This is a genomic window from Paenibacillus sp. JT22N12, from assembly GCF_056269365.1.
This window is the reverse complement of record NZ_JBWDNU010000001.1, coordinates 702,337-719,876: the sequence shown is the minus strand read 5'-3', so window position 1 is coordinate 719,876 and position 17,540 is coordinate 702,337. Positions and strand designations below refer to the sequence as shown.

Genomic DNA, 17,540 nt, shown 5'->3' with positions numbered 1-17,540 from the left:
GCATTTGGGAAGGGGTGGCGATTTTTTATTTCTTACAATTTGGGAACGTTCCCAAAAAAGATTAAGCCATTTTTGAAGGAGGGCTCGGCATGTTCCATTTCAAAGAAGCAGGTCTGGTTGAAGTCAGCGAAGAGAGAGTGGTTATTGGAGATTTTCGTATACAGGTTAGACTGGATTCAGACCCACAGCCGCAGGAGCTTGCGAAAGCCGGAGTGACAAGAAGCGAAGGGAAAGACCAGCATGGTGCTTACCAGGAATTTCTCCATCTGTTTCAGGATGAGGAGCAAACAATCGGAGTGGAGCTTAAATTCCGCAGTTACGGGCGCTTTGCGCTATGCTGGGTAAACGGGGAGATCAGAAACGCGAATGCCTTCGGCAAGCAGAGCTGTTTTGCCGCCGATTACGGGATCGTCATTCAGACAGGGCCGATCCGGCAGGCTGACGGGTTGATGGCCAATTATCAGCATAAGGATTGGTGGACAAGGCCCCACTTCGATACCCGCATGTCCACTCTTCCCGCCCGGACGCAATCTCTGCTCTGGCGTTCGTCACTCCCGGATTATATTCATATTCTCCCGGTTTGCGGACCGGTCATCCGAACAGAGCTGTGCGGCGGTGAGGGAGACAGCCTGCTTTTTCGCCTCTCCTCTCATCAATCCGGCAGGACGAGAAATGATACGCTCTGTTTTGTCATGGGGAGCGGAACGGACCCTTACCGGATCATCGAGGACCATGTCAAGGCAGCAGCCAAGCAATTGGACGGCCAGGTTCTGCCGCGGGAGCAAAAAAAATACCCCGAAATTCTCGATTATCTCGGGTGGTGCAGCTGGGACGCCTTTTACCATCAAGTGAATGTAGAAGGATTATTGACCAAAGCGGAGGAGTTCCGCAGGTTCGGGCTGCCGGTCAATTGGGTGATGATTGATGATGGCTGGTCCTCCGTTCACGATGGCAAATTATCAGCTTTTGAAGCTGATCCCGTGAAATTTCCCCGGGGTCTGGGCGCTGCGGTAGATGACTTAAAGGATCGTTTCGGCATCCGATGGGTAGGCGTCTGGCACACGATTGCCGGCTATTGGGGAGGAATCGATCCTGCAAGCGAACTGGCCGGACAATATGCCGAATATTTGCGGGCGAATGTCCGGGGTGATCTTCTGCCGTCGCCGGACGGCGGACAAGGCTTTGGTTTCTGGCATGGCTGGCATTCTTTTCTGGAGCGTCAAGGCGTTGATTTCGTGAAAGTGGACAGCCAGAGCGCAGTTACGAATTTTTGGAGAGGCCAGCATTCTATCGGCGAAGCGGCATCAGCTGCCCATACGGCGCTTGAGGCATCCGTTGCGCTGCATTTTGACCATACGATGATTAACTGCATGGGTATGGCGGCCGAGAATGTATGGCATAGAACCAAATCCGCCGTATCGCGGAACAGCGATGATTTTGTTCCCCAGGAGCGTTACGGCTACGCCGAGCATGCGCTGCAAAACGCTTATAACTCATATTATCACGGGGAGTTCTACTGGGGCGACTGGGACATGTACTGGACGAAAAATCATGATGATATCCAGAATGCGGTTCTTCGTTCCATCAGCGGGGGTCCCGTGTATTTCAGCGATGCCCCGGGCAATACCGATCCTTCCAGACTGTGGCCGCTGATCTACCAGGATGGTCAAATCATTCGCTGCGACCGGACGCCCAGCCCGACGGGGGATTGTTTGTTTCTTGATCCGACCGTTCAACACGTACCGCTCAAGCTGTGGAACACAGCAGGCGGGGCAGGGATAGTCGCAGCCTTTCATATCGGCAAATACGGCAGCCCGGTCGAAGGAACGGTCGGACCGCAGGATGTTCCGGGGCTTGAAGGGGAGCGTTTTGCCCTGTATGAGCATTTTTCCCGTGAATGCTTGTTCCTTACGCGCGGTGAACGGCATTCTTTCGTGCTGAAGTCAGAAGAGTACGCCCTTTATACGATTATTTCAGTCCGGCATGGTGATGACGATGCAGAAACGGGCGGCGGAATCATCCCGATCGGGTTAGCCGGGAAGTATATATCGTCTCATGCCGTTACGGATGTATTCTCGGACGGGAAGTCAACGGGAATTGCGCTGCGGGAGGGCGGTGTCTTTGTTTTTGCCGCCGGGAAGCCTCCGGTGGAGGTTTACGTTCAAGGAAGCCCGCAGCCATTCGCGAAGGTCGGCGATTTCTTGTATGAAGTCATTGCCGGAGAGGCTACGGGGAAAGTCACGGTAGAAATTATGCATGGAAGGTGAAGTGTGCCCATTGGCATTATTTGATAAGATGGAAAGTATCCCGGGATAAGATGCGCCGTGATGCGATTATAAAATAATGTTCTAAGGAGCCAAGAGATGATGACGGTTACTTTGATTCGGAACGTGCGTTTGGCAGGCAGTGATGAGCCGACGCCCGGAAATGTTCTTATTCGCGATGGGCAAATAACAGCTGTTGATAGAGATATGGTACCTGGCGGTTACAAAGCGGATGTGGAAATTGACGGTAATGGCCAGCTGCTTATCCCGGGAATGATTGATGTGCATATCCACGGAGCCGATGGCTTCGATATGATGGACGGCACAATCCGAAGCGTCGAGGCGGTGTCCGAGGCTTGCGCCAGAACGGGCTGCACCTCCTTCCTTGCTACCTCCGTATCCTCGTCTCTGGAGAGCCTCTTTGGCATGATCTCCAGTGTTTCCAGGGTCAAGGGACGCGAGAGCGGAGCGAGAATCGCAGGCATGCATATTGAAGGGCCCTTTCTGAACGTGAAGCGCAAAGGCATGCAAAATGAACAGTTTTTGCGCCATCCGGATCTGGATGAAATGAAGGCGATTCTGCAGAACGCGGGATCCTTAATACGTATGGTGACCCTGGCTCCAGAGCTTCCAGGAGGACTTGAAATGGTCGCTTTTCTCAAAGCTCGCGGCATTATCGTATCTGTGGCGCATTCGGACGCAACCTATGAGGAGGCCAAACAGGCGTTTCAAAGCGGAGCCAGCCATGTGACGCATTGCTTCAACGGCATGCGCCCGATTCATCACCGGGATCCCGGGATGATCGTCGCGGCTTTTGAAGAAAATCATGTCAGCGTCCAGGCCATAGTCGATGATGTGCATCTTCATCCGGCTATTGTACGCATGCTTTACCGTGAGAAGGGGGCGGATAAGATGGTTCTGATTACCGATGCCCTGCAGGCGATGGGAATGGGAGACGGAACATACCTATTCGGCGGCCATAAGGTGACAGTCACGCAGGGCGTCGCCAAGCTGGAGGACGGGACGCTTGCATCCAGTACAGTGACGATGAATATGGCTTTGGCCAAAACCGTGCGTGCCGGGATTCCTTTGAACGACGCTGTTCTCATGGCGACAGAGACGCCGGCGAACGTGCTTGGCTTGTCCCGGAAAGGGAGGATTGCGCCAGGCATGGATGCGGACCTCGTCCTGCTGAATGAACAATTCGAGGTCCTGTGGACCATTATTGACGGAAAAATCGTATATCGCCGTTCAAAGGGCGGCGATGCGGCTCTGAAGGAGACCGGCAGCAGCGAAGTGCCGGAATAACGGAAACAGAGGAACAGCCGCTACGGAAGGCGGCTGTTTTCTTTTTCACGGCAGGCCTGTGAATAACCGGTTCCCATGCTCCGCCTGCTAATCACCGGAATTCTCAAGCGGCAGGCTGACTTCGCCGGCCGGCTTTTGGATCGCAGGACATGTCTGATGCTATAATAATTCTGTCAATATCAGGTTCTGCAACGAGCCAAGAGAGCATGAGGTGAAAGAGGATGGGCATTCAACTGGAGACATCTGTTTGCGGGCTGTTTCAAATCCGTTACCCGATTTTTCTGGCGGGCATGGCAGGGGGACCGTCAACTGTGAAATTAACGGCCGCCGTTTCTGCCGCAGGGGGACTGGGTACGCTTGGAGCCGCTTATATGGAGCCTGCAGCAATCCGCAAGGCGATTCAGGAAATTCGTGAGCTGACGGATTTGCCGTTTGCTGTCAATTTGTTTGCCATTGAGGCCCGTGATGATAATACGAGAATTCGAGAAGCCCAGCAGCAGCTCAATTTGCTGCGGGACAAGCTTGGCATTCCCCTTGCAGAGGATGGGCCGGTGCTCACACCGAATTTGTTCCGGGAACAGCTGGCGGTACTGCTGGAGGAGAAAGTGCCTGTCATCAGCACGGCGTTTGGCGTTCTTCCTCCTGAATACATGCGGCAGGCCAAGTCGGCTGGTCTCCGGGTGATCACAATGGTGACGACTGTAGAAGAAGCTGTCCTGGCAGAACAGTCAGGCTGCGATGCCGTTGTTGCCCAAGGGAGCGAAGCGGGCGGGCATCGGGGGACATTTGACGTCTCGCAGCACCCTTCAGGAGCGAATATTGGAACATTCGCTCTGGTTCCGCAGATTGTGGATCGCGTGGGGGTTCCGGTCATTGCCGCCGGCGGCATCATGGATGGCCGGGGAGTGGCCGCCGCCCTTGTGCTTGGCGCGCAGGGCGTGCAGATGGGTACGCGGTTTCTGACGGCGGTTGAATCGGGAGCACATGCCTCCTACCAACAGGCTCTGCTGGCAAGCACGGAGGAGAGCACCGTCATCACGAAGGTGTTCTCAGGGCGTCCGGCAAGGGGCATTCGCAATGACTTTATCGCACAATGGGATACGGGCGGGTTGGAGCCTCTTCCATTCCCAACGCAAAATACGGCGACGCGGGATATCAGAAATGCCGCTCAGCGGGGGAGCAATGCGCAGTATATGTCCTTGTGGGCCGGTCAGGGCACCAGAATGCTGACCTCGGGACAGAAAGCGGCGGACATCGTGGCTGAGACGGTCCGCCAGGCTCTGGCGATATTGTCCTGATTCAAGATGGACCAGCTTTCACAACTGGAGAGGCAAGCAGGCAGAGAGCGGATCAGCGCCACGTCCGCATGCCTCTCATTCTTTTGATTTCGTCGAAAATCAGGCTCACGCCTTCCTCGATCTGCTCCTCCCGGACCTGCGTTATACTCAGCTTCAGCATTGGCCGTATCGCATAGTTGTCCAAATAAGACTCATCCAATGCCTTCAGTATTATTTGCTGCTTGCCAAGCCGGTTCAGCAGAGTTGGAATCTGCAGCTCATCCGGCAGGAGAATATGAGTATGAACGCCAGTTTGAACCGGGACAGGGCGGATATCGTCCATATCATTGTAAAGGGCAAGCGCGCGGTTCAACTGCAGCATCCGGTTGTGGTAGGTAGCGACGATCCGCTGCTTGCGCCGCTCGAACATGCCGCTTTGGATATAGATTTCCAGAGCGGCCTGCGAGAGCATCGCGCTGTCGATATCGGACAGCTGCTTATACGAGCTGAAGATGGGCTGAAGCGAGGGAGGAAGGACAGCCACGCCAACCCTGAGCCCGGGAAACAGTATTTTCGAATAGCTTTTCAAATAGATGACATGGGACGGGCCATAAGCAAAGATAGGATCGGATTTGCTGTTCGTCTCCAGATCCGCCAAATAATCGTCTTCGACAATATAGACATCATAGCGTTTGGCCAGCCCGGCAATCGCTTTTTTGGTATCCTCCGTATACGAGGTGCCCAGCGGGTTATGAAACCGGGGAATCGTATAAAACAGCTTGATGCTGCCGGTTTGGAACAATTGCTCCAGTTCATTCAGATCAATGCCCTTCTCCGTTCTTGTAATCCCCCGGGCTGGGATGCCGTAGCAATTCAGCAGCCGGACGAACAGATGGTAGCTGGGCTGCTCCAGCAGCACGGTATCCCGACCGCTCGGGAAGGGCATCGTGGTCAGAATGGCCAGCGCCTGCTGAACGCCCGATGTGATCATGAGATGCTCCGGCCGGGTAAAGACCTGATAGTCCGCCAGATGCCGGATCAGCACATGAAGCAGCGAAGGGAGGCCTTGAGCGGTTCCGTAGGTGAACAAATCGGTCCGGTATCTGTCGATTGCCGTGTTGAGGCAATGCTGAAAATCCAGATAGGGGAACAGCTCGGGATCGGGCGCCGCCGAGGAGAAATCGATGACTGGCTGCCCCGGCGCCTGCTCCAGTCCGGTTTTCTTCTGAACCGCATAATAGCCGCTCTGCGGTATGGAATACACGATATGGCGTTTCTCAAGCTCCGTGTAGGCCCGAATCACCGTGCTTTTGCTGCATGAATAATGTTCGGACAGCTCGCGGATCGAGGGGATTTTCCCGCCTCCGCGAATTGCTCCTTCTTCAATCCGCCGCTCGATGTCGTTCATGATTTGAATATATTTTTTCATAGGAACTCCTTCCTGAGCGATAGCTGTACCGGTACAGCTTGACCTTGTTTGGATTGATGAGCCATATGAGTAAGCCTTTTGCTTGAAAGAAATCATAAGCCGGCCGGCCTTGATGAGACGCAATCAGACAATCGGGAAGGAAGAGATTATAACATGCACGGAACAAAAACACCCTATCTGCTCGCATTCTTATACGCGTTCATCATCGGATTTTCCTTCTTGTTTACGAAATTGGCTTTGCCATTCGCGAACCCCATCGACACGCTTGCTTTCCGTTTTACACTTTCCTTCGCTTGCTTTTTTACCAAAACTTCAAGAAAGCCTGCGGTAAACTGAATGGGGCCTTATTTGCAGGGCGTCAGACTTGATAAGTGTTCACATCCCCTGGCTGCTATTTCAATTCCGCAGCATTTCGTATTATACTGGTATTGTTTCTAATACCGGAAGGGGAGAACTATCATTAACACATTAAAGAAGCCCAACGAATTTTATTCCCGTGATGTCATCAGCCTCCTGGAGACAATAGATGTGCAGACAGGCGAGCGTACGGTCCTGGCTCAGTTTGATTATCTCATCGAAGCCCCCAACTGGACACGCGACAACAAGCGGCTTATTTACAACAGTTTTGGACGCATCCATTCTTACGACATCGCCTCTGGCGAAAGCACGGAGATCGAATCGGGCTACGCCTCGCACTGCAATAATGATCATGTGCTTTCTCCCGATGATTCCCAAATCGCGGTCAGCCACCATACGCGCGAGGATGGTCAATCCCGCATTTATGTGTTCCCGCTTGCGGGCGGCGCTCCGGAGCTGATTACTCCAATGGCACCGAGTTACCTGCACGGCTGGTCGCCGGATGGCGAAACATTGGCCTATTGCGCGGAACGCAACGGTCAATACGACATCTTCACCATTCCGCGGATTGGCGGCGTTGAGACGCAGCTGACCGATCTTCCCGGACTTGATGACGGACCGGAATATTCACCGGACGGCCAGCATATCTGGTTCAACTCGGTGCGTTCCGGACTTATGCAGGTATGGCGCATGAAGGCCGATGGCAGCGAGCAGACGCAAATGACCTTTGATGAAAGCAACAACTGGTTCCCGCATGTATCGCCCGATGGCAAATCGGTTGCTTTTATAGCCTACCGCAAGGGCGACGTCGCTCCAGGCGATCACCCCGCGAACAAGGACGTCGAGATCCGGCTGATGTCAAGCGATGGCGGCGAATTCAGCACGCTGGTCAGCCTGTTCGGTGGACAAGGCACGCTCAATGTCAACTCCTGGTCGCCCGACAGCCAGCAGCTTGCATTTGTAAGCTACCGGCTGAAGGACTAAAGATGCAAACAGCAACAAACAACAAAGAGGCTTCCGTTTATCGGAGGCCTTTTTATTGTTTTCGATATCATCGGATGCATCGTGCCGCGCAATGGACTGTCCCACAGGAGTGCGAAAAACGGCGGCGGCGGGGCACGTCAACGATTCTTCTCTGTGCTTGTGATGATTCGTTATCTGTTCTTAAGGTATACTAAAGTAAACTGTGGGCTATTGCCGCAAAACAACCCGGTAAGATTGAAGGTGTGAATCTATTGAAAGTAACAGACAAGAAGGAGCGGCTCGCCACATTCGCAGGCGGCTGCTTCTGGTACATGGTGAAGCCGTTTGATGAGCTGCCGGGCATTGTCTCGATTATTTCCGGCTATACGGGCGGTCATACCGTGAATCCGACCTACGAAGAGGTATGCACCGAAACGACAGGACATGCCGAAGCGGTGCAAATTACGTTTCAGCCGGATATTTTCCCCTACGAACGGCTATTGGAGCTGTTCTGGCAGCAAATCGATCCTACTGACAAGGGCGGACAATTTCATGACCGCGGTTATTCATACCGGACGGCGATATTTGTCCATGACGAGGAGCAGCGGGAGAAGGCGGAAGCCTCCAAGCGGGCACTGAAGGCAAGCGGCCGGTTCAAAGGTCCAATCGTGACGGAAATTGTGACCGCAGGACCGTTTTACCCAGCTGAGGAGTACCATCAGGATTATTACAAATACCATCATGTGGATTATAATATGTACCGGAAATATTCGGGCCGGGATGATTTTGCCCTGCATAACTGGAATACCGCGAAGGATAAGAAGCAGCTGCGCAAGCAGCTGACTGCGCTGCAATACGATGTCACCCAGAACGGGGCAGCCGAGCCCGCCTACCGGAATGAATACTGGGACAATGACCGGGAAGGGCTGTATGTGGATATCATTAACGGCGACCCGCTGTTCAGCTCACTGGATAAATTCGATTCTGCTACCGGATATCCCAGCTTCTTCAAGCCAATTGAAGAAGGCTTTATCCGCAGGGAGGGGGATTTAAGCAGCGGGCAGGTACGAACGGCAGTACGAAGCCGCTTGTCCAATTCCCATCTGGGCCACCTGTTCAACGACGGCCCGGGGCCCACGAGATTGCATTACCGGCTGAGTTCCGCTTCTCTGCGTTTCGTTCCCAAAGAGATGTTGGAGCAGGAGGGGTACGGCCGTTATGTAAAGTTATTTACTACGAACGAGTCCTGATATCTGCGACAAATAAACCTGGTATATCTGCGTCGAAATATAACCCGTAAGAAATATAACTTTACGGAAATATAACCGTATAGTAATATATAGACATGAAAACGGATAATCTGTTTGAAATATTGGCCGAACCGAACCGGAGAACGATTCTCGACTACCTGCGGGTCAAGGAGCGTTCGGTCGGAGAGCTGGTCGCTTTGTCATCCCTTAGTCAACCCGGCGTATCCAAGCATTTGCGGATTTTGCGGGACGCCGGTCTCGTGTCCGTACGCAAAGACGCGCGGAAGCATCTGTACATCCTGAGCGCGCAGCCTCTTGCGGAAATCGACAATTGGCTGGAGCCGTACCGTCAGTTTTGGTCCACTAAACTGGACGACCTGGTAAGGCATTTGGACGAGGAGGAGGAGTTGTAAATGTTAGCTGTCATACAGCAAACCGAATATGGCTATACAGCCCGATATGAGCGCCGGCTCAAGCATTCCGCACAGAAGGTATGGTCCTATTTAACGGAGAATGAGAAGCTGGCCAAATGGTTTTCCGAGCTGAGTGTTGAAGATTTGCGGGAGGGCGGGATCATTAAATTCGACATGCAGGACGGCACGTTCGAGGAAATGAGCATTCTTGAACTGAAAATGCATTCCGTGCTGGAGTATACCTGGGGAGAGGACCGAGTCCGCTTCGAGCTGTATCCCGAAGCGGATGGCTGCCGGCTCGTCATGATTGAGAAGATTAACAAGCTGACCGATCATACGCCAAGGGATCTTGCCGGCTGGCATGTCTGTCTGGATGTGATCGAAGCGCTTCTGGAAGGCCGCACTGTAGAGAACAGACACGACTACTGGAAGACATGGTATGAGAAATATGCTGCTGCCATCGGGAACCTGACCCATCAGTGAGTCGCCGTGGCATAGCAGCGAAAACAAGGGAAGCTGCCAGCATTGCGGGAGCTTCCCTTGTTTTTGTGAAGACGGTTTCACATGTGCAGCCCATTTTTCACCAGACTTTTGATCCATTCAATCTGCTTGGCGGGTATGAAGCTGATCGATGAACTGCCGCATGCTTTCGCTTCTGGAGATGACCAGCCGTTTCAGGGACAACGGGTTCTGATTCGATGTCGTCAGGCCGTTATCGAACGAAAAAGCATAGGAATATCCCGCTTTTTGCAGCAGCTCCATCGTAGTTTTGCTGCGGTGCCCGTAAGGGTATGCGAAAGCGCTCGCCGTGCTCCCGAGCTTTTCTTCGATGGTCGCCCGGGAGCCTGAGATCTCATCGAGCTGCCGCTGCGGTGACAGCAGAGGCAGCTGCGGGTGAGTACGGGAATGGGGCATGATGTCCCAACCCGCCAACTGAAGATCCCCGGCCTGCTGCCAGCTCATGAAATCATGGCCGCCGAGCCAATCGGTTATGACGAATGCCACAGCCGTGAAGCCGTATTTCTGCAAAATCGGAAAGGCTGTCTGGTACGCATTGGCATATCCGTCGTCAAATGTGATCAGCACAAGGTTCGCCTTCACGGCTTTCTTCTGTTCCATCAACACGGAGAACTGGGCCAGATTGATGGTTTGGTAATGATGATCATGCAGATATTTCATTTCCTCCTGAAATTTCGCAGGCGTGGTGACATAGGCATTATGGGGATGATCCGCAATGGAATGATAAGTCAGAACCGGAATGGTAAATTCATCGGCCAGCGGGCCGGATGCAAAGGCATGGCCCCCGGTGAACCAGAACATATCCTTGACCGTAAACAGGGTAAAGGAAAACAAAAAGACGGCAGCAGTAAGCGTTAGTCTTCCCATGGTGATTCTCACCGTCGCATTCCTCCGATTATGCTCATATAGGATCACTATAACATGAAAAAATTTGGTTTGAAATTCTTCTTGTCTCTGTGTTATTATAAAAAACATCAAATATTTCAGGCGTTGAAGAGAAAAAAGTACGAAGGCGCTTATGTCCAGAGAGCAGAGGGAAAGCTGAAACCTTTGCCATAATCCTTGGTACGATGTCCTCTCGGAGCTTTTGACCGAAAACCGGAGCCTTGTTGGTTCAGGCGTGTAGACTCGAACGGAATGGCACACGATATCGTGCTGAAGGCAAGGATTCCTTGCCTCATGAGGCTGAAGAATCGCAAGATCTTCGGCAAATCAGGGTGGTACCGCGAAAATCAACCCCTTTCGTCCCTTTAACCCGGCAGCAGGTCTGCCAGGGTGGGATGAGAGGGGTTTTTATATATTCAGGCAGGCGATGAAGAGAAAAAAGTACGAAGGCGCTTATGTCCAGAGAGCAGAGGGAAAGCTGAGACCTTTGCCATAATCCTTGGTATGATGTCCTCTTGGAGCTTTTGACCGAAAACCGAAGGCCCGCACAATAGGACCGGTGAGTAGGCTCGAACGGAATGGCACACGTTACCGTGCTGGAGGCAAGCACTCCTTGCCTCATGAGGCTGAAGAATCGCAAGATCTTCGGCAAATCAGGGTGGTACCGCGAAAATCAACCCCTTTCGTCCCTTCAAACCGGCAGCAGATCTGCCTGGCTTGGGATGAAAGGGGTTTTTATATTCGGAGGAGGAGATCACTATGGGAAAATTGTTAGCGGCGACAATGTCCGCGAGTCACACGGAGAAGCAGACAGAGAACCCGATAACCGGATCGGAGGCTCTCTTGCGCGGCCTGCTGAGCGAAGGTGTCGAATGCGTATTCGGCTATCCGGGTGGCAACGTCCTCTACATCTATGACGCGATGGTTGGCAATCCGGACTTTAAGCATCTGCTGACCCGCCATGAGCAGGGGGCGATCCATGCTGCGGACGGTTATGCCCGGTCAACCGGGAAGGTAGGGGTGTGCATCGCCACATCGGGTCCGGGAGCGACAAATCTGGTGACGGGAATCGCCACCGCCTATATGGATTCGGTTCCTCTCGTTATCCTTACAGGCAATGTTCCCACAACCGTGATGGGTACGGATGCTTTTCAGGAAGCGGATATCGTAAGCATCACAATGCCGGTTACCAAGCACAGTTACCTGGTCCGGGACGCCAACGACCTGCCGCGCATCATCAAGGAAGCCTTTTATCTGGCGGGCACCGGAAGAAAGGGACCGGTGCTGATCGATATTCCGAAGGACGTATCCAATCAGCAAATAACCGCACAGCCGGTTGAGCGCATACATCTGCGCGGTTACCATCCGGAACCAGCCCTTAATCCGGCGGAAATCCATTCGATTATCCAGGCTATTGCCGAATCCGAGAAGCCGGTCATTATCGCAGGCGGCGGGGTTATTTATTCCGATGCATCCAGGGAACTGCTGGAATTCGTGGAGAAAACGCGGATTCCGGTAGCCACCACGCTGCTTGGATTGGGCGGATTTCCAAGCTCCCATGAGCTGTGTATGGGCATGCCGGGCATGCATGGCACCTACACGGCGAATATGGCGATCCAGCAGGCCGACCTGATTATCTCTATCGGTTCACGGTTCGACGACCGGATCACGATGAAGATAGAAGGCTTCGCTCCGCAGGCCAAAAAAATTGCCCATATCGATATCGATCCCGCCGAAATTGGCAAGAACGTACACACGGAGCTTTCATGTGTAGGCGATATTAAAGCTGTATTGGCTTATGCCATACCGGAAGCCAAGCCTGCCCGGTCAGACAGCTGGATCAGGGAAATGCTGCATAACAAAGCGGCTTATCCGCTGCGCTACGACGATTCCGGAACGGAATTGAAGCCGCAATATGTCATTGAAATGATCAGCGGCACAACGGACGGCGAAGCCATCATTACGACGGATGTCGGGCAGCACCAGATGTGGACTGCACAGTTCTACAAATTCGAGCAGCCGCGTTCACTGCTTACTTCAGGGGGACTCGGCACCATGGGATTCGGTTTTCCGTCTGCAATGGGCGCGCAGATCGGCAATCCGGACAGACTGGTCATTTCCATTAACGGGGATGGCGGAATGCAGATGTGCGCGCAGGAGATGGCCGTATGCGCAATCCACCAGATCCCTGTGAAAATCGTGGTTATCAACAACCAGGTACTCGGGATGGTCAAGCAGTGGCAGGAACTGATTTACGAACAGCGCTTCAGCCACATCGAGCTTGCGGGAAGTCCGGACTTTGTCAAGCTGGCAGAAGCCTATGGAATCAAGGGGCTGAGGGCAGAGACCAAGGCTGATTCCGCCCGCGTCTGGCAGGAGGCGCTGGAAACGCCCGGTCCGGTACTTGTCGAATTTGTGGTTCCGAAGGAAGAGAAGGTTTATCCCATGGTTTTCAGCGGAACGGCGTTAGATCAAATGGTAATGGGGGAATTCCAATGAATGAACAGCACACAATTTCCATACTGGTTCATGACCAGCCGGGTGTACTGCAGCGCGTTTGTGGGTTGTTCGGCCGACGCGGCTTCAACATCGACAGCATCACTGTGGGGAGCAGCGAAGAGAGCGGCTTATCGCGGATGATTATTAGGACAACAGGCGACGAAAGAACGGTCGAGCAGGTGGAAAAACAACTGAACAAGCTGATTGATGTCATTCGGGTTGTTCCTCTGAGTGCAAGTCCTATGGTTGCCAGGGAGCTTGCCTTGATCCAGATCAGGGCGGAACCGCCGCTGCGTCCGGAGATTATGGGTGTTGTCTCGGCTTTTCGGGCATCTCTCGTGGATATTGGTCATCACAGCATGATCATTCAGGCCGTAGGCGAAACCGACAAAATCAATGCGATCCTGAAGCTCCTTGAGCCCTATGGAGTTATGGAAATATCGCGTACCGGCACGACCGCCATGACGCGCGAAATCCCGTTTGAGACGCAGTTAAGCCGGAGCAGCCAAGCGGCAGACGCAGTATGATGTCCGCAATCTGCCGGAGGAACATAAATCCTATCCCTTGCAAGGGTAGGATTTATTTTTTTGCCGGGCTGCAAGTGTATAAAATGTTCGCTATCCCCGTATCTGCAAGGTGGTATAATAGCCGTATTGGCTGCTTTATGACCGCCGCTATGCTGACTATTGATTATGATAGACGAAAGGTAAGTTGACCACCAATGGGCATGGGTTTCAAATCATACTTCAACAACCTCAGGCTTCAATTAGGACCCCGTGCATGGCATAATTTCTGTTACGATGCCGGCGCTTCCGTTCTGTTCAGCTTTTTTAATGTGGTGTTTAACCAATTTTATGTGCCTATGGCGATTCAGGAAGGCGCAAGCAATATTCAGGTCGGGCTTCTGTCAGCCTCGCCTGCGATCGGTCTGCTGTTCTCGCCGATATGGGCAGGATGGATTGAACGGTCAAATCCCAAGCCTTTTATGGTCATTCCCAATTTAATCGGAAGAGCACTGATCGTACTGCCTGCTTTTTTTGGGGTTCCGGTCGTGTATGTGGCGGTAGCACTGCTGTTTCAGCTGATGATGGGCATACAGTCCCCGGCTTACGCTTCGCTGATTGTCCGGATGTATCCTCCCCGGCATCGCGGGAAGCTGATGGGCAATGTCCGGGTAGCGATGGGGGTTCTGATGATTCCGCTTGCTTTCGTGGTCGGGAGCTGGACAGATGCATCCGGGCCGCGCGGGCCTTTGTTATTTGCCGCCGCAGCCGGAGTAGTCTCCATTCTGGTATTCACCCGCGTCCGGGCCAAGAAAACGGCGCCTGTCAAGGCGTTGTCCGTCAAACGCTCCTCGCTCAGGGATCAGCTGCAGCTGATCAGGCATAACCGCGAGCTTGCCATGTTCTTTCTGGCCTGCACCTTCACAGGGTTTGGCAATATACTGGCCATGCCGCTCTATCAGATCATTCAAGTCAAGCAGCTTGAACTGACCAATACGGAAATCGGACTTGCCCGCGTATCCTATTTCAGCTGCCTGCTCATTACTTACTTCGTGGTCGGCGTCGTTATTGACCGGTTATCGGCGAAGCATACGGTGGCGTTCGGGTTTGCCGCTTTTTCAATAGTGCCGCTGTTATATGGTCTGTTCGGGAATTATCCGGCCGTTCTTGTCGGCAGCGGTATTCAAGGTGTGGGGGATGCAATCTGGGATATCGGCTTTCTGGCCTATGTCTTCCGGCTGGCACCGGGCAGGGAAGCCGTTGTGTTCGGCCTTCACCTGATGCTGTTTGGCATACGGGGCACCATCGGTCCTCTTCTGAGCACCTATCTGTCCGATTCTCTGCCTGTGGCCGACCTGCTCTATGGCGCCTCAGTATTTGGCTGGATGGGATTTCTCTCTTTTGCCATCTATGCCTGGAAAACGAAAAAACAGCCCGCGACTGCTCTGTAGTTGCGGGCTGTTGGTTTTATCCTGCTGCACACAAGCGCGGATCAAGCTTGAAAAGAAGAACTTTCTATATAGTCGATAAAACGTTTGGACGCAGGGGATTGATAACGGTCTTTCCTCCAGTATAAGCCAACCTCCCAAATCCACCCCTCCTCCTCGATAGGCAGCCATGCCATGCCCTTAACCGCAAGCCCTTCAGACCGCGGCAGAACGGATACTCCAAGTCCTGCGGCGACAAACCCGGCGACGGTGGTCAAATCTTCCGCGTCATAGGTCGCAGTCAGAGTGAAACCCATATGCTGAAACCGGGTTAATAATGAGCTTTTAAGTCCACAGTTTTTATCGAGCCCGACGAAAGGCTCACCGGTCAGTTCAGTCAGACTGAGTGAAGCGCGGTCAGCGAACCGGTGGGAGTTGGAGACAACCGCATAGAGCGGGAGACTCTTAATGAGCCGCCATTCATAAATATCAGTGGCTGGACGCTCGGACGTGATCATCAAATCGGAATAACCGTTGTCCAGCTGATTGTATATTAATTCGTAGTTGCCCTGCGTCAACTCAAACCGAACCAGCGGGTGTTTAAGCTGGTAGTCCCTGACAAGCTTGGGCAGCAGATCTGCTCCGAGAATGTTCAAATAAGCAATCCCGATCACACCTGTCTCCGGGTTGGACCACTCGTCGATTTCCTGCTTCCCCTTTGTTATTTCCTGTATCGCCCGCTCCACCCGTTTGGCGAACATGCTCCCGTACCGGTTGACCTGAACATTCCGGCCTTTCCGCTCAAACAAGGGAACGCCCAATTCTGTTTCGAGCTTGGATATGGCATGGCTGAGCGCAGGCTGGGTAATGGACAATGCTTCTGATGCCTTGGTCATATGCTGAAGTTTCGCCACGGTCAGAAAATAGTCCAGCTGGGTGAGTTCCACCTTGTCACCTCATTCATTATTATTATTCATGCGTTTTATTATTATTATAAATTAGACGCGTTTAATATTCAAAGCTAAGATATAAATAACCGCACAATACCCCATACTTAACGGAGGATATAAGTGCGGCAAATACGTATTAAACCGAAAAGGAGACTCTATCATGATGACAGCATCAACAGAATATACCGTGGAAAATAACGAATTCAAGGGCAAACGCATATTGGTCACAGGCGGCACCAAAGGCATGGGCGAAGCGATTGTGAACCGCCTTTCACGGGCTGGAGGGACGGTTCTCACCACTGCCCGGTCCATCCCCGATGATCCGCGATTGAAGGACAGGTTCATTCAGGCCGATCTCAGTACGGCGGAAGGCGTGGAGAAAGTGGTTGCGGAGGTCATGAACCGTCTTGGCGGCGTGGATATCCTGGTCAACAATATCGGAGGTTCGTCGGCGCCTGCAGGAGGTGCGCTTGCCCTGAGCGACGAGGAATGGCAGCGGGCTATCAACAATAATCTCTTCGCTGCTGTCCGTCTGGACAGAGGGCTGCTCCCCTCCATGCTGGAGCAGGGGTACGGCGCTATTGTTCATATTACGTCCATCCAGCGCCGACTGCCGCTCTATAATGCGACTCTGGCTTATGCTGCGGCCAAGGCAGCCTTGACCACATACAGCAAAGGCTTGTCCAACCAGGTAGCGCCTCATGGGATACGAGTCAATACCGTCGCTCCCGGATTTATTGAGACGACTTCCGCTGAGAGGCTGATCGAACGGATTGCCGAGGAAGCCGGTACTGACATTGCCGGCGCCAGGCAAACGCTGATGGACTCGCTTGGAGGCATTCCGCTGGGGCGCCCGGGCAGACCCGAGGAAGTGGCTGAACTGGTCGCTTTTCTCGTTTCCGACCGGGCCGCGTCCATTGTCGGCAGCGAGCATGTCATAGACGGCGGAACGATTCCCACGGTCTAACCGTTCAGAATGCTCTGACTCTATAATGAAAAGGAGACGAGGTATTATGCAGCCGAAGCCTATTGACGCATTCATCCAGGCAACCCATGATGAAAATATCGACGCTTTGCTTGACTGCTTCACGGAAAGCGCGGTTATTGCCGACGAGGGGCGTGAATTCCGCGGGCCTGAGCAAATCAAAGGATGGAGCGATACCCATTATATCGGTGCGCGGGTTCGACTTGATATCCTTGACGTCAGGCAAACCAGCCATGAAGTCGTATTAACCTCCAAGGTTGAAGGGAATTTCCCCGGCGGACCGTTTCAGTTTACATTTTATTTTACCCTGATGGATGAAAAAATCGCTTCATTAACTATAAAGGAGAATTAAGGAATCCTCAAACCGCTCATCAGCCTGCACCTTTCATTCCATAAGGAATGAGGGGTGTTTTTTTGCGGGACCGGACCATTTGGGCATAGGCAGTGTCCGGCCATACAGATTTTGCACATAACCGTCATAATGTTGGACAAAATAACAAAGCAGGAAGAA

15 protein-coding genes and 1 pseudogene are annotated in these 17,540 nt (G+C 52.9%); 13 read left to right on the top strand and 3 right to left on the bottom strand.

The window, feature by feature from the left end; all coding sequences use genetic code 11:
* Positions 1–89: 89 nt before the first annotated feature.
* The 3 genes from AC0YOA_RS02995 to AC0YOA_RS02985 all read left to right on the top strand — a co-directional run bounded on the left by AC0YOA_RS02995 (position 90) and on the right by AC0YOA_RS02985 (position 4,870).
* On the top strand, positions 90–2,267 hold the full coding sequence (locus tag AC0YOA_RS02995; RefSeq protein WP_475785336.1) for a Sip1-related alpha-galactosidase: 2,178 nt from the start codon (positions 90–92) through the stop codon (positions 2,265–2,267).
* Positions 2,268–2,366: 99 nt separating this feature from the next.
* Positions 2,367–3,572 carry an N-acetylglucosamine-6-phosphate deacetylase gene (gene nagA / locus AC0YOA_RS02990; protein ID WP_475785790.1) on the top strand — a complete coding sequence of 402 codons (1,206 nt, stop codon included), beginning with the start codon at positions 2,367–2,369 and terminating at the stop codon, positions 3,570–3,572.
* A 221-nt stretch (positions 3,573–3,793) separates the two neighbouring features.
* Positions 3,794–4,870 carry an NAD(P)H-dependent flavin oxidoreductase gene (locus AC0YOA_RS02985; RefSeq protein WP_475785335.1) on the top strand — a complete coding sequence of 359 codons (1,077 nt, stop codon included), beginning with the start codon at positions 3,794–3,796 and terminating at the stop codon, positions 4,868–4,870.
* 52 nt (positions 4,871–4,922) lie between these two features.
* On the opposite strand, the gene AC0YOA_RS02980 is transcribed toward AC0YOA_RS02985, so the two are convergent.
* The gene (locus tag AC0YOA_RS02980; protein ID WP_475785334.1) at positions 4,923–6,278 is read right to left on the bottom strand and encodes an aminotransferase-like domain-containing protein; all 1,356 of its coding nucleotides are present in this window, start codon (positions 6,276–6,278) and stop codon (positions 4,923–4,925) included.
* Between the two features lie 153 nt (positions 6,279–6,431).
* Here AC0YOA_RS02980 and AC0YOA_RS02975 point away from each other — a divergent pair.
* The 5 genes and pseudogenes from AC0YOA_RS02975 to AC0YOA_RS02955 all read left to right on the top strand — a co-directional run.
* A pseudogene (locus tag AC0YOA_RS02975) lies at positions 6,432–6,569 on the top strand (EamA family transporter); the annotation flags it as partial.
* 237 nt (positions 6,570–6,806) lie between these two features.
* A complete protein-coding gene (locus AC0YOA_RS02970; protein ID WP_379112623.1) occupies positions 6,807–7,619 on the top strand; it encodes a TolB family protein in 813 nt (270 codons plus the stop codon).
* A 251-nt stretch (positions 7,620–7,870) separates the two neighbouring features.
* On the top strand, positions 7,871–8,848 hold the full coding sequence (gene msrA / locus AC0YOA_RS02965; protein ID WP_475785333.1) for a peptide-methionine (S)-S-oxide reductase MsrA: 978 nt from the start codon (positions 7,871–7,873) through the stop codon (positions 8,846–8,848).
* Positions 8,849–8,943: 95 nt separating this feature from the next.
* Positions 8,944–9,261, top strand: coding sequence for an ArsR/SmtB family transcription factor (locus AC0YOA_RS02960; protein ID WP_475785332.1), 318 nt, complete (start codon positions 8,944–8,946; stop codon positions 9,259–9,261).
* Positions 9,262–9,744 (top strand): SRPBCC family protein, encoded by a 483-nt coding sequence (locus AC0YOA_RS02955; protein WP_475785331.1) that lies wholly within the window; start codon positions 9,262–9,264, stop codon positions 9,742–9,744.
* Positions 9,745–9,861: 117 nt separating this feature from the next.
* Here AC0YOA_RS02955 and AC0YOA_RS02950 read toward each other — a convergent pair whose 3' ends face one another.
* A complete protein-coding gene (locus AC0YOA_RS02950) occupies positions 9,862–10,659 on the bottom strand; it encodes a polysaccharide deacetylase family protein (protein WP_475785330.1) in 798 nt (265 codons plus the stop codon).
* Positions 10,660–11,448: 789 nt separating this feature from the next.
* Here AC0YOA_RS02950 and ilvB point away from each other — a divergent pair.
* From ilvB to AC0YOA_RS02935, 3 genes are all read left to right on the top strand, one after another.
* Positions 11,449–13,164, top strand: a complete 1,716-nt coding sequence (gene ilvB / locus AC0YOA_RS02945; RefSeq protein ID WP_475785789.1) for a biosynthetic-type acetolactate synthase large subunit — start codon at positions 11,449–11,451, stop codon at positions 13,162–13,164.
* On the top strand, positions 13,161–13,691 hold the full coding sequence (ilvN, locus tag AC0YOA_RS02940; protein ID WP_475785329.1) for an acetolactate synthase small subunit: 531 nt from the start codon (positions 13,161–13,163) through the stop codon (positions 13,689–13,691). Before ilvB ends, ilvN begins: the two co-directional genes overlap by 4 nt.
* Positions 13,692–13,885: 194 nt before the next feature.
* A complete protein-coding gene (locus tag AC0YOA_RS02935; RefSeq protein ID WP_475785328.1) occupies positions 13,886–15,118 on the top strand; it encodes an MFS transporter in 1,233 nt (410 codons plus the stop codon).
* Between the two features lie 41 nt (positions 15,119–15,159).
* Here the strand turns inward: AC0YOA_RS02935 and AC0YOA_RS02930 are convergent, their stop codons facing one another.
* Positions 15,160–16,041 (bottom strand): LysR family transcriptional regulator, encoded by an 882-nt coding sequence (locus AC0YOA_RS02930; RefSeq protein WP_475785327.1) that lies wholly within the window; start codon positions 16,039–16,041, stop codon positions 15,160–15,162.
* Positions 16,042–16,207: 166 nt separating this feature from the next.
* Here AC0YOA_RS02930 and AC0YOA_RS02925 point away from each other — a divergent pair, with 166 nt between their 5' ends.
* Together AC0YOA_RS02925 and AC0YOA_RS02920 are read left to right on the top strand one after the other, a co-directional pair.
* On the top strand, positions 16,208–17,011 hold the full coding sequence (locus AC0YOA_RS02925; RefSeq protein WP_475785788.1) for an SDR family oxidoreductase: 804 nt from the start codon (positions 16,208–16,210) through the stop codon (positions 17,009–17,011).
* Positions 17,012–17,057: 46 nt separating this feature from the next.
* Positions 17,058–17,381 carry a nuclear transport factor 2 family protein gene (locus AC0YOA_RS02920; RefSeq protein WP_475785326.1) on the top strand — a complete coding sequence of 108 codons (324 nt, stop codon included), beginning with the start codon at positions 17,058–17,060 and terminating at the stop codon, positions 17,379–17,381.
* The last annotated feature ends 159 nt before the right edge of the window (positions 17,382–17,540 follow it).

Bases quoted from the DNA above. Each gene is read 5' to 3' on its own strand.
- AC0YOA_RS02995 (WP_475785336.1), top strand. From the start codon at position 90: ATGTTCCATTTCAAAGAAGCAGGTCTGGTTGAAGTCAGCGAAGAGAGA.
- nagA (WP_475785790.1), top strand. From the start codon at position 2,367: ATGACGGTTACTTTGATTCGGAACGTGCGTTTGGCAGGCAGTGATGAG.
- AC0YOA_RS02985 (WP_475785335.1), top strand. From the start codon at position 3,794: ATGGGCATTCAACTGGAGACATCTGTTTGCGGGCTGTTTCAAATCCGT.
- AC0YOA_RS02980 (WP_475785334.1), bottom strand. From the start codon at position 6,278: ATGAAAAAATATATTCAAATCATGAACGACATCGAGCGGCGGATTGAA.
- AC0YOA_RS02960 (WP_475785332.1), top strand. From the start codon at position 8,944: ATGAAAACGGATAATCTGTTTGAAATATTGGCCGAACCGAACCGGAGA.
- AC0YOA_RS02955 (WP_475785331.1), top strand. From the start codon at position 9,262: ATGTTAGCTGTCATACAGCAAACCGAATATGGCTATACAGCCCGATAT.
- ilvB (WP_475785789.1), top strand. From the start codon at position 11,449: ATGTCCGCGAGTCACACGGAGAAGCAGACAGAGAACCCGATAACCGGA.
- ilvN (WP_475785329.1), top strand. From the start codon at position 13,161: ATGAATGAACAGCACACAATTTCCATACTGGTTCATGACCAGCCGGGT.
- AC0YOA_RS02935 (WP_475785328.1), top strand. From the start codon at position 13,886: ATGGGCATGGGTTTCAAATCATACTTCAACAACCTCAGGCTTCAATTA.
- AC0YOA_RS02925 (WP_475785788.1), top strand. From the start codon at position 16,208: ATGACAGCATCAACAGAATATACCGTGGAAAATAACGAATTCAAGGGC.
- AC0YOA_RS02920 (WP_475785326.1), top strand. From the start codon at position 17,058: ATGCAGCCGAAGCCTATTGACGCATTCATCCAGGCAACCCATGATGAA.